At 68.8% G+C, this 11,536-nt stretch carries 10 protein-coding genes; 3 read left to right on the top strand and 7 right to left on the bottom strand.

The features are described 5' to 3' along the window. The coding region (locus VF697_RS05205) for a hypothetical protein (protein ID WP_331092372.1) at positions 1–538 on the top strand (538 nt) is incomplete at its 5' end. A gap of 34 nt (positions 539–572) precedes the next feature. Here VF697_RS05205 and VF697_RS05200 read toward each other — a convergent pair. The 6 genes from VF697_RS05200 to VF697_RS05175 all read right to left on the bottom strand — a co-directional run bounded on the left by VF697_RS05200 (position 573) and on the right by VF697_RS05175 (position 8,089). Beyond that, positions 573–3,593, bottom strand: a complete 3,021-nt coding sequence (locus VF697_RS05200) for a PAS domain S-box protein (RefSeq protein ID WP_331092371.1) — start codon at positions 3,591–3,593, stop codon at positions 573–575. A 215-nt stretch (positions 3,594–3,808) separates the two neighbouring features. Then, positions 3,809–4,021 carry a hypothetical protein gene (locus tag VF697_RS05195; RefSeq protein WP_414641243.1) on the bottom strand — a complete coding sequence of 71 codons (213 nt, stop codon included), beginning with the start codon at positions 4,019–4,021 and terminating at the stop codon, positions 3,809–3,811. Between the two features lie 100 nt (positions 4,022–4,121). Further along, positions 4,122–4,592: an NUDIX hydrolase gene (locus tag VF697_RS05190; RefSeq protein ID WP_331092369.1), complete on the bottom strand. Its 471-nt coding sequence runs from the start codon at positions 4,590–4,592 to the stop codon at positions 4,122–4,124. After that, a complete protein-coding gene (locus VF697_RS05185) occupies positions 4,589–6,127 on the bottom strand; it encodes a DUF2380 domain-containing protein (protein ID WP_331092368.1) in 1,539 nt (512 codons plus the stop codon). Before VF697_RS05185 ends, VF697_RS05190 begins: the two co-directional genes overlap by 4 nt. 179 nt (positions 6,128–6,306) lie before the next feature. Further along, complete coding sequence (rtcA, locus tag VF697_RS05180) at positions 6,307–7,323, bottom strand: RNA 3'-terminal phosphate cyclase (RefSeq protein WP_331092367.1); 1,017 nt, start codon at positions 7,321–7,323, stop codon at positions 6,307–6,309. Positions 7,324–7,441: 118 nt separating this feature from the next. Further along, the gene (locus VF697_RS05175) at positions 7,442–8,089 is read right to left on the bottom strand and encodes a protein-tyrosine phosphatase family protein (RefSeq protein WP_331092366.1); all 648 of its coding nucleotides are present in this window, start codon (positions 8,087–8,089) and stop codon (positions 7,442–7,444) included. Positions 8,090–8,213: 124 nt separating this feature from the next. On the opposite strand from VF697_RS05175, the gene VF697_RS05170 reads away from it, so the two are divergent. After that, on the top strand, positions 8,214–8,612 hold the full coding sequence (locus tag VF697_RS05170; protein ID WP_331092365.1) for a protein phosphatase 2C domain-containing protein: 399 nt from the start codon (positions 8,214–8,216) through the stop codon (positions 8,610–8,612). Positions 8,613–8,691: 79 nt separating this feature from the next. On the opposite strand, the gene VF697_RS05165 is transcribed toward VF697_RS05170, so the two are convergent. After that, positions 8,692–9,927 carry an RtcB family protein gene (locus VF697_RS05165; RefSeq protein ID WP_331092364.1) on the bottom strand — a complete coding sequence of 412 codons (1,236 nt, stop codon included), beginning with the start codon at positions 9,925–9,927 and terminating at the stop codon, positions 8,692–8,694. 142 nt (positions 9,928–10,069) lie between these two features. Between VF697_RS05165 and rtcR the strand changes: the two genes are divergently transcribed. Then, the coding region (gene rtcR, locus VF697_RS05160; RefSeq protein ID WP_331092363.1) for an RNA repair transcriptional activator RtcR at positions 10,070–11,536 on the top strand (1,467 nt) is incomplete at its 3' end.

The following is an 11,536-nucleotide window of genomic DNA, read 5'->3' as shown; positions in this document are numbered from 1 at the left end:
GCGGGAGGGGGCGACGGCGGTGCCCGGGTGGGTGGGGGTGCCGGAGCTGGGCGTGGCGTACCGCCAGGGGACGGGAGGCTGGGAGGTGGGGGCGCGGGCCCGCTTCGACTACTTGCGCCTGGCGGTGACGGGCGAGGCCGTGGGCCGGCGGCAGGTGTTCACGGATGAGGCGTGGGCGCTGGCGGCGGAGCTGTCGCTCGGGGTGACGGGGAGCACGGGCAGCCACTACTTCGACGAGCAGAACCTGGAGGGGTGGTTCCTCCGGGTGAACCCGGGCGTGGTGGCGAGCTGGAAGGTGGCGGAGACGGTGACGGCACTGGGCGTGCTGGAGGTGCCGTACGACCTGGGGTTGAGCCCGAGCGGGACGTGGCGCGTCAAACCGATGGCCGGTGGCGGCGCGGAGATCTACCTCGGCGAGGATCTGTCGGTGTCCGCGGTGGGCGAGCTGGGCGTGGACGTGTTCAAGGAGCTGCGCGGGGTGCCCCAGACGCGGCTGGGCTACGCAGTCCGCCTGGGCCTGGGCGTGCGCCTGTTCTGAGTCCTCTCCTCCACCCCGGGACTCGGGCCCCTGCTCACGCAGGAGGCCTCGAGTCCCTGGGCAGGCGCACCCGGAAGGTCGTCCCCGTCTCGGCGGTGCTCTCCACCCGAACGCTTCCGCCATGCGCCTCGGCGACGCCCTTCACTAGCGTCAGCCCGATCCCCCAGCCCTTCTTTCCACTGGCCTCCGCGCTCTTCGCGCGCGTGAAGTGCTGGAAGAGCCCTTCCTGCTCCTCGGGGGGAATGGGCCTTCCCCAGTTGTGGACGGACAGCTCCACCTGGTCGCCGTCCTGTTCCAAGGTCACGGTCACCCGGCCCGTGGGGTCTCCGTACTTGATGGCATTGTTGCAGAGGTTCTCGGTGAGCCTGCGGAGGGCCTGGGCGTCCCAGGAGCCATGGAGCTGCTCCTCCCCTCGAAGGGAGAACCGCTCGCCGTGAACGGTCGCGAGATCCTCCAGCGTGCCGGCCACCAGCTGCCGGAGATCGCCCGGAGCCACGGCGATCGGCAGTCCCTGGCCCGCGCGGATCCGACTGGCGTCCAGCAGGTCGGTGATCATCTGATCCGCGCGATCGATGTTGTGTCTCACCTTGGCGGCGAGCGAGTAGACCTTGTCGGGCAGGTTGGGCTGCCGGGGAATCATCTGGGCGCCCATCCTCGCCGCGGTGAGGGGCGTGCGCAGATCATGACTGAGGGACGAGACGAACTGCTCGCGCAGGTCTCGCTCGAGCCGGAGCTGATGCGCGGCGGTCTCCGCGTCCTCTCTGGCGAGCTGCTCACTGTGGAGGCTCCTGCCGAGCAGCTCCTCGGCCGCCTTGAGATGGGTGATGTCCAGGACGAAAGCGACGTTCCGGGAGCGGCTGTCGTTGAGCAGGGCAGCCCCCATGAGGATCCAGACGACGCGACCGTCCTCGAGGATGTATCTCTTTTCGTAAGGGGTGCAGACCCCTTCCGGGGATTCGAGCAGCTCCCTGGCCGCGGCCCTGTCCTTCTCGAGATCCTCCGGCGGAGTGATCTCCTCCCAGCGGACCTTCCCCGCCAGGATCTCCTCTCGCGAGAAGCCGATGAGCCGGGCGTAGTACTCGTTCACCTCGTACAGCCCCCCATGAATGTCCGCGAAGACGATGCCGATCAGGTTGGATTCGAAGATCCGCCGGAACCGGGTCTCGCTCTCCTTGAGCTCCGCCTCGACCCTCTTCAGGTCCGAGATGTCCTGGAAGACGAGCATCGCGAGCGCGGGTCGCCCATGGAGGCCAGGCATCAGCCGGCCATTCAGGATGAGGGGGATGATGCCTTCCGGCGTATGCCAAGTCATCTCGAACCCCGAGAACGTCTCGCCTTTGGCGATCCTGAACCTCGGCAGCTCCGCCGTGGGAATCCGCCTGCCGTGCTTGTCGGTCACGAAGTATTTCTCTTCATCCAGCACGGAGAGGTTCTCCGGGATGGGGATGCGCAAGGCCTTGGCCGCTTCATTCTTGAAGGTCAGCAGCCCCGTGGTCGGGTCGACCAGCATCACCGCCACGGGGAGGCGCCCCAGCAGCGTCTCCAACCACTTGCGCTCCTCATGAAGCACGGCCTCCGCGGCTTTTCGCGCGGAGATATTGATGAAGACACTGACGGCCTGGGTGATCCGCCCCTGCTCATCGCGGATCGGCGCCGCCGTGACGGACAGGTGGGCGAGCTCCCCGTCGCTCCTTTGATACAGCACCTCCTCATCCTTGACGGTCTCGCCTTGGAGGAGTGCGCGGGCCATCGGGTACTCGTCCGCTCTGTAAGGCGTGAGATCCGGATGGACGGCTCTCCCCCGCGAGTACTGCTCATGGTTGTCGGGAGCGTGAGCCGGATGCCCCAGGAGGCGCTCGAATTCCTGATTGGAGTAGAGGAGCCTGCCTGACGGAGCCTCGACGAGGGAGAGGCCCGCGGGCATCTGTTGCACGATCGCATCCAGGGTCCTGCGCTCGGCCTGGACCGCTTCGTAGAGGCCCGCGTTCTCCAGCGCCACCGCAGCCGAGGCGCGCAGCCCTTTGAGCAATTCCAGATCGTCCTCGGTGAAGGGCTGGCCGCCCCGCTTGTTGTGGATCTCGAAACACCCCAGCAGCTCCCCGGAGCGACCCAAGATGGGCAGGTCGATCAGGTTGTAGAAGCCCATGCCCTTCTGAAGCCGTGGCAGGACGTGGGGATCCCGGGCCGCATCGTTGGAAAGATAGGGTTGCTTCGTGACCAGGACGTGGCCGGGAACCCCGACCATCGGCTCGAACACGACGAAATGGGGCTCGATGGAGTGGCCGTCCCGCCGCAGATATTCCGTGAAGACCATGCGACCGTCGCTCAGCCGTCCCCAGGTTCCTTGAGTCGCGTCCACGAGCTCCAGGGACATCCAGACGAGGCGTCTCATGATCTCCGGAGCCTGAAGGCTCGAGTTGAGCTCCTGCGTGGCGGCCGTCAGGATCTCGAGCTGCCGGGTGCGGCGCTCGAGCTGCGCGTTGCTTCGCTGGAGCTCCTGGGCTCGACGGAAGATCTCCGCTTCCATCTGCTGAGTGCGGCTCTTGAGCTCCTGCGCGATCAGGGTCTCCTCGCGTCCTCGCGCCTTGAGCCGGACGTACTCGGTCACATCCTCGACCCGATGGATGATGAAGGCGATGTCGCCTGACTCATCCAACACCGGGGAATTGATAGGCGACCAGTACTTCTCCTCGAATCCGCCCCCCGCCGACACGGGGCGGCGAACGTCGTACTTCTGCACGGCCATGGTATCGGCGACCCGGGTCGCCAGGACGCGTGTCAGTGAAGCGCGGAGATTCTCCACCCCCCTGGCCTGGGGATCACCCGGGTTGTCGGGAAAGACCTCGAAGAGGTACTGCCCCAGGAGGTCTTCACGCCGGGCCATCACGGCGTGCAGATACGCGTCACTGACCGCGACGATGGTCAGGTGGGGATCCAAGACCAGATACTGGCCCGGGATGGCCTCGAAGAGACGTCGGAACGTGCCGTCGGGGAGCTCTACCCCTCGGAAGAAGGAATCCTGAGAGTTCCCGCCTGGGTTCGCATGCTCTGCCATCCCCCTGTGGATAAGGCAGCCTCGGAGTGGCTACCAGCCAGAAGCGAGGCGCGGCCTGCCTGTCCGCCTTGGGCCGCTCAAGCGGACGCTTCCTCGCTGGCCACAAGGGAACGGCTCACGTTTCCAGCACTGCGGACAGGCAACCAGGCGATGGGCTGTGAGTCCGCCCTCGGTCCTCTTGGGCATACCGAGCGTGCGAGAAGGCGTGTGCCCGCTCACCACTCCGGGATGGGCGTGGCGCGAGGAGTCCCGAGGATCTCCAGGGTGCGCAGCGCCACCTGGATGAGCGTCTGCGCGCACGGCTCACAACCCCCGGCACAGCACCGGGGCCAGTGGCCCTCGGGGTTGCGCAGCAGAGGCCGGACACAGGCCTCGTAGTAGGAGGGGAAGGCCAGTTCCTCGCTGGCTCGGCGGAGCGCGGAGTTCATCTGCTCTTCGGTGAGATCGGCCACGGGCCTATTTAAAGCACGCCTTGGGCGGGAGGGCGCGCCCTGTGAAGGGGAGGTGGAGGCCAGGGAATGATGAAGCTCAGACTTCCTCGTCGGGCAGGAGCGTGCGCAGCAGCTCGTCGTCGGGGCCAGCCGGGCGCCAGCCGGGCGGCGGTGGCCTGGCGAGCAGCGCATCACCGACCTGCCTTACGCGCTCTTTATGAGTTTCCGGCGTGTAGGCCATCCACGAGCCGAGCGCCTCGGCAACGTCGAAACGGTTGGCGTCGTCCAGCACGGCCGGCCAGCCGTCGGGGACACTCTGGGACCACAGTCGCACAAACACGTCGCGCACGAAGCGCGAGACCTGCTTGCGTCGCTCCGCCTCGGCGAGCAACCCACTCAACACCTGCACTCCGGCGACATCGTCCTCGCCCAGTTCCTCAGCCAGTAAGTGCAGCGGGACGCAAGGGCGCGCATCAGCGAAGGCGGTGAGCGAATCATAACCCCGTTCGCGGACTCGCTCGTACAGGCGCACCTTCCAGCCGCCCTCCCAGGCATGTCCGTCGCTCATGGACCGCTCCACCGGGTGAAATTCATCGGGATGTCATAGTCCTTCATCCGCTTCGCGACTGTTCTCAGGATTTCGTTCGGCGTCAACATCCGGCCTACCCGGGTCTCGGCTTCGCGCAGTGCCTCCATGATCATCCGATTCCATTCACCGGGCCATGTGCGACCGAGGCGCCAGTTCCCACCGCCGTGGATTGCCTGGTGGCGTGACTGCTCCAATCTGACGCAGAAACGGTCGATGCTCATCTCGCCAGTGAAGCCGCGCTTCTCGAACCACTCGCGGAACTCTCGCGGCAGGACGTGGTGCTCCGGTGGCTCGGCCATGCCGGCCCCCGCTCTGCCCGTCACCCTCATGCCCCGCACTTCGGGCCCGTCGCCGAGCGCGTCGCGCACGCCCCGCGGCAGGTCCTGCTTCGCTTCGGCCATCAGCACCTGGCCGGCGTGAATCCGGACAGCGGCGCTGACGACGGGAACGGAGATGACACCCGCCTGCACGAGCCGGCGCATCATCTCCACCCACTCGGCGGACACGACAATCCGCGTGCCCATCATCACGCCGTTGCTTCCCACCACGAGGCCCACGCCAAGCGTGGCGGGAGCGGCCGATGGGGACAGCCGGGGCAGTGCCATCTTCATCGCCGAGGCCGTGGTGAGCATCTCGATGAGCTCTTTCACCACCCGCATCTTCTCGAATCGCTCCGCCGCCACGCGCACGGCCTCACGGGTCGCGACGAACTCGCCAGTGAGGTGGCCCATCAGCGCGGGGAAGTCTATCGCCGCTGCCTCCACCTGCGCTGGCTCCAGGGAGGCGAGCGCCGTCATGGTGGGCGCGAGCATCGTCTGCAAGCGGTCCATGTGCCAGAACAGCCGCTCCACGCTGTAGTAGGGGCACTGCTGGAGCACGACGTCGGCGAGGTTGAGGAAGTCCAGCCATGCGGCGAGCAGGAGGGAGCCCAACATGGCGGACTGGAGCCGTGAGCCGCCGAGGCGCAGGAGAGCGAGCTGCATGTCCGGGTCCTCCACCTCCGAGGCCGTGTCGGACAGCCTGATGGCAGCGGCGAGCTCTGCATCAATCCATCGCAGTTGGCGTTCGCCATGAGCGACCAAGGGGATGAACAGGTCGGCGTGTCGGCCGGCGATGCCTGGTTTGCTGTCCTTGAGTCTCGAGAGCTCGCCGGAAATGCGGCGGGTGGAGCCAGACACGTCGCCAACGGCACCGAGAAACGCGAGCCGGGCCACCATGGCGCTCTGGCGCACAGCCCCCGCAGCGTCAGGGGGGACCGCGCCCCCAGCAATTCCCACCACGCGGCCAGGGTCCGCCGCCGTCACGGCTTCACGAGAGACCCGACGATGGGGCAGCCGTTCCGGCGCCTTGATCTCCGGCACCAGGGGTGGGGGTGAGGCGAGGCCGTGCGGAAGCTCAACGCTCGACCCCTCCGCTGAAGCGGGCGCGGCAGCCTTGCGCGGCATGTAGCGCAGGTTCATCCCCATGCCGGGCGGTGGCGTCAGCGACGCGCAGCCAGTGAATAGCAGGCTCATGGCGAGCAGCAGCCACGCCCACGGGGCCCGCGGCGAGTCAGCGCGCATGGGACAGCGCCGACCAAAGGCACCTCGCGTCGCAGGGTCTGCAACCCAGCCTGACTGCCACCTTGGACTGTTCGCTGAAGAAGCTTCTCTCAAGGTGGTTGGACCCAGGGCAGCTCAGAGGACTCCCATCATCAGCCCTTGATCTGTACATCGCGTGCTTGGGTTGAGACCTCGTGGACAGCAACCTTCACATCGAGGAAGTGCGCGAACGTCTCGATCTGCGTCTGCGCATGTCCGTCCAGCGGCAGGGTCCGGAATGAGCCTCCACGGGCCAGCGCGAGCAGCAGCATGAGCTGATCACACAAGTGCTCCCCCACGGGCACACCGGCCTCCAGGTAGACCCGCGCCTCCTCCGCCGCGGCCGCCGCCACGTCCTCCGCCCGCACACCCCGCTCCCCGAACGCGGTGAACACCTCGGTGACGTGCTCGCTCTCCACCTCCAGGGACAACACGTTTCCCGGCCCGGGCGCGCGCTTGAGCTCCTCCACCCGCCGCTCCGCCTCGCTCCAGCCGAGCCTGCGCCCCACCGTCTCCAGCTCCCGCTTCGCCACGTCGAAGGGCACCTGGGAGAACATCGCCGTGGCCTGCCGCCTCACCACGTTCCCCCGCTCCAGCAGGTGCAGCGGCTTCAGCGGCGCGGGCTGCACGCTCACCCGGAACTTCCCTCCCCCCGCCGGGAAGAAGCCGGGCCGGTCCAGCGTGGCCTCCACCACCGGCCCCATCCGCCGCACCAGCGGCAGGTACGCCTTCGCCAGGAAGTCGAACGGCGGCGCCGCCGGGTTGTGCGTCCCCCCCTCGAGCACCAGCGTCGATGGCCCGCTCGCGCTCAGCAGCGCCGGCAGCACCGTCTGTAGCACCAGCGTCGCGCTCCCCGCCGTCCCCACCGCGAAGTGGTACTCGCCGCACTTCAGGCTCCGCGGCCGGAACGTCAGCTCCTTCGAGTGCAGCTCCGCCCCCTCCAGCTCCGCGTCCCCCACCGCCGCCGCCGCCTTCACCGCCGTCAGGTGCTGGCGCAGCAGCCCCGGCTTCGAGCGCCCCGCTCGGATGTTCACCACCTGGAAGGGCGTCCCCGTCACCAACGACAGCGCCAGCGACGTGCGCAGCACCTGCCCGCCTCCCTCTCCCTTCGAACCATCGATGCGAATCATCTCCAGACCCTCCCGGAATCCACTGTGCCCACGGCCGGTAGACCCTCGTCCGGACGTTATCAGGCGTTCGCAGCCCCCTCGGACGGATGGCGCTGTCGGAGGCTGACTTCCCTTCGTCTCAGGGAGGCCACCGCAGGGCCTGCCCCAGCGGCCCCAAGGCCGCTTCCTCCAGGGCGACGAGCGAGGGCAGCTCCCAACCCGCGCCCCGCTCCCCACGCCACGCCTCGCACCACGCCAGGAAGGCCCGGAGCTGCGCGGTGTTCGGGCACACGGCGGAGCGCGCCGCCTTCGCCCGCTCCATCGCCGCGAGCGGCGCGTCTCCCAGTTCCACGAGCACGCAGAGCGCCAGCAGCGCGCTGCGGCCCACACCGTGCTCGCAGTGGATGAGCACCCGCTCTCCCCGCTCCAGTCGCGCCACCGCCCAGGCCACGCCCTCGCGCAGCAGGGGCTCCGCGATGGCCTGGTGGTCGAGCGTCGGGAGGTGCAGCAGGCTCATCCCGTGCCCGGCGAGCAGCTCCGCGTCGTCACACGCCTCCTGGCGGCAGTCGATGACGTGGCGCACCTTCAAGGTGTTGGCCAGGTACGGCACCGCGTCGGGCGCAAAGGCACGCCCCAGCCCCAGCAAGGGCACCAGCCAGTCGACGCGACAGGCCCTGGCCCGCGCCCGCGACATGCCACTCTGGCCTTCCATCAGCAGCCCCCCATTGAACGCGACCTGGTCTTCTCCCAGCCACCCGCGAAGGGTAGCCTGGAACGGGTCGAGCACGCTTCACCCCCCCTCTGGCGCATGAGGTCCCCATGACAGACGCGTGCGCTCCGAGCACTTCCTCGACGAGGACCCTGACCTTCCGCCTCTCCGCCTGGTCGAGTCAGGGACAGCGCGGCGCAGAATGACCGGCTCCTCCAGGCCCCCCTTCCCCGGAGGGCTCCTGGTGGCGGTGATGGATGGAGTGGGCAAACACAAACACGCGGGTGTCGCCTCCAAGGCGGTCCGGCGTGCGCTGGACGAATACATCGCCCAGAGCGCGAACGTGGCCCGAGCGACTCCCGTCACCGCGCTGCATCAGGCATCGGCCCGGGCCATCGCCGCGCTGGTGGACACGCTCGGCTCCACCACCTGCACCACGCTCCTGCTGTTGGAGGATGGGCGCATCGCCGTGGGTCATGTCGGGGACTCCGCGGCCTTCCGTTGCCGCGCGGGCGAGCTCTCCGTCCTCAGACAACAGCACCGCGCTCCTGGTGCGCGTGGGGGCTTCCCGCAAATAGCGACACCCGCTCCCTCATCCTAGTGGCCGAAGCCTCGGAGAGAGCGGGCGTCTCGATGTGTCTATCCCCTCATGTCTTTCCTCCCCTGCTGGCCATGCTGGGCTATCCCTTCACGCACACGACCTGACGCAGCGTGTGCACCACATCCACCAGGTCCGCCTGCGCCTTCATCACCACGTCAATCGGCTTGTAGGCCGCGGGCGTCTCGTCAATCACGTCCACGTCCTTGCGGCACTCGATGCCCTCCGTCGCCTTCGCGTGGTCCTCCAGCGAGAAGCGCCGCTTGGCCGCCTCGCGCGACATCACCCGGCCCGCGCCGTGGCTGCACGAGTGGAAGGCCTCCGCGTTCCCCTTCCCTCGCACGATGTACGAGCGCGCCCCCATGCTGCCGGGGATGATCCCCAGGTCCCCCTCGCGCGCCCGCACCGCGCCCTTGCGCGTCACGAAGACGTTCTTCCCGTAGTGGTGCTCGCGCGCCACGTAGTTGTGGTGGCAGTTCACCGCCGCCTCGGTGAGCTCGAACTGGGGCAGCTCCCCGCTCGCCTTCAGCGCCTGCACCACCGAGCGCAGCATCAGCTCGCGGTTCATCGCCGCGTACTCCTGCGCCCAGCTCACCGCGTGGATGTAGTCCTCGAAGTGCTCCGTCCCCTCGGGCAGGTACGCCAGGTCCTGCTCGGGCAGGTGGATGAAGAAGCGGCGCATGTCCTCCTTCGCCAGCTCGATGAAGTGGCTCCCAATCCGGTTACCCACCCCGCGCGAGCCGCTGTGCAGCATCAGCCACACGTGGCCGGCCTCATCCAGGCACACCTCGATGAAGTGGTTCCCCGTCCCCAGCGTCCCGAGGTGCCCGAGGTCCGGGCCCCGGTCGATGTGCGGGTGCTTCGCGATGATGGCGTCATAGCCGGGCTTCAGGCGCGCCCAGGCCTCCCGGTGCATGGCCGGCGCGTCCTGCCACGCGCCCCGGTCGTTGCGGCGCCCGTTGTCGGTGCGGCCGTGCGGCACCGCCGCCTCGATGGCCGAGCGCACCTTGCCGAGCGAGTCCGGGAGCTGCTCGGCGCGCAGCGTGGTGCGCACGGCGATCATCCCGCAGCCGATGTCCACGCCCACCGCGGCCGGAATCACCGCGCCCGCCGTCGCCACCACGCTGCCCACCGTGGCCCCGTTACCGCGGTGCACGTCCGGCATCACCGCCACCCACTTGTGGATGAAGGGCAGGGCCGCGATGGCCCGGAGCTGCTTCTTCGCCTCGTCCTCGAACGGCACGCCCACCGTCCACGCCTTGATGGGCACCCCACCCGACTCGTTCGACAGCACCTCGTAGTTGCGCGGCGTCTGCATGACCTGCTCCTTCGGAATCCGTCCGCCCGGTCCGTGCCGGGCACGCGAGGGGGTAGAGCAGCCCGCGTGCCAACCCCCGTCCCGAGGGGAGGCGCGAGGGACCTGCCCTTTTTCCTATCTCCCAGGCTAAAGTCGTATCCGCATGGCGAAGACGCAGGCGCGCGAGACGGTCGTCATCGGGATGCTGGGCACCATCCTCGACACGGGGCGGGGCCCGAAGCGTTGGGAGAAGTGGCGCCCCTCCGTGGGGCTGTGTCAGCAGGAGGACCTGCTGGTGCACCGGCTGGAGCTGCTCCACCCCAGCGCCCATGCCGAAATGGCGCGCCAGGTGGCCGAGGACATCGCCCAGGTGTCACCCGAGACGCGGGTGCGCCTCACGGTGCTCGACATCCAGAACCCGTGGGACCTGGAGGAGACGTACGCGGCGCTGCTCGACTACGCGAAGGCCTACCCCTTCCAGCCCGAGCAGGAGGACTACCTCGTCCACATCACCACCGGCACGCACATCGCCCAAATCACCATGTTCCTCCTGGCCGAGAGCCGGCACCTGCCCGCCCGGCTCATCCAGACGTCCCCGCCCGCGGGCGGCAGGGACCATGGCGGCCCGGGCGGCCATGCCATCATCGACCTCGACCTGTCGAAGTACGACACGCTGGCCCAGCGCTTCCAACAGGAGCAGCGCGAGGGCCTGTCCTTCCTCAAGGCGGGCATCGACACGCGCAACCCCGCCTTCAACCGGCTCATCGAGCGCATCGAGCAGGTGGCCACGGGCTCTCGCGCGCCGCTGCTGCTCACCGGGCCCACCGGGGCCGGCAAGTCGCAGCTCGCCCGGCGCATCTACCAGCTCAAGAAGACGCGGCGGCACGTGAGCGGCCCCTTCGTGGACATCAACTGCGCCACCCTGCGCGGGGACGGGGCCATGTCCGCGCTCTTCGGCCACGTGAAGGGCGCCTTCACCGGGGCGCTGGCGGATCGGCCGGGGCTGCTGCGCCAGGCGCACGGCGGCGTGCTGTTCCTCGACGAGATTGGCGAGCTGGGCGCGGACGAACAGGCCATGCTGCTGCGGGCCCTCGAGGACAAGCGCTTCCTGCCCGTGGGCTCGGACAGGGAGGTGGAGAGCGACTTCCAGCTCATCGCCGGCACCAACCGGGACTTGCTGGCCGAGGTGGAGCGCGGGCGCTTCCGGGAGGACCTGCTGGCGCGCATCAACCTGTGGACCTTCCGGCTGCCGCCCCTGCGCGAGCGGCCCGAGGACATTCCCCCCAACCTCCTCTACGAGCTGGACCAGGCCTCCCAGGCCATGGGGATGCGGGTGACGATGAACAAGGAGGCACAGGAGCACTTCCTGCGCTTCGCCACCTCGCCCGAGGCGCGCTGGAGCGGCAACTTCCGGGACTTGAACGCGGCGGTGCTGCGCATGGCCACGCTCGCCCCGGGCGGGCGCATCACCCGCGAGGGCGTGGACGAGGAGCTGGAGCGGCTGCGCGCCGCGTGGACCCGGAGCGGGCCCCGACAGGAGGCGGCGGTGGACCTCGTGCCGCAGGTGCTCGGGGAGGAGCGGGCGGCGGAGCTGGACCGCTTCGACCGGGCCCAGCTCGCGGAGGTGCTC

The organism is Archangium sp., assembly GCF_036388035.1.
GTDB lineage: Bacteria > Myxococcota > Myxococcia > Myxococcales > Myxococcaceae > Archangium.
This window is presented reverse-complemented; position numbering and strand designations above follow the sequence as displayed.

Excerpts from the sequence above, each read along its gene's own strand:
- VF697_RS05195 (WP_414641243.1), bottom strand. The coding sequence starts at position 4,021 with ATGAACTCCGCGCTCCGCCGAGCCAGCGAGGAACTGGCCTTCCCCTCC.
- VF697_RS05165 (WP_331092364.1), bottom strand. The coding sequence starts at position 9,927 with ATGCAGACGCCGCGCAACTACGAGGTGCTGTCGAACGAGTCGGGTGGG.
- VF697_RS05170 (WP_331092365.1), top strand. The coding sequence starts at position 8,214 with ATGACCGGCTCCTCCAGGCCCCCCTTCCCCGGAGGGCTCCTGGTGGCG.
- VF697_RS05185 (WP_331092368.1), bottom strand. The coding sequence starts at position 6,127 with ATGAGCCTGCTATTCACTGGCTGCGCGTCGCTGACGCCACCGCCCGGC.
- VF697_RS05190 (WP_331092369.1), bottom strand. The coding sequence starts at position 4,592 with ATGAGCGACGGACATGCCTGGGAGGGCGGCTGGAAGGTGCGCCTGTAC.
- rtcA (WP_331092367.1), bottom strand. The coding sequence starts at position 7,323 with ATGATTCGCATCGATGGTTCGAAGGGAGAGGGAGGCGGGCAGGTGCTG.
- VF697_RS05200 (WP_331092371.1), bottom strand. The coding sequence starts at position 3,593 with ATGGCAGAGCATGCGAACCCAGGCGGGAACTCTCAGGATTCCTTCTTC.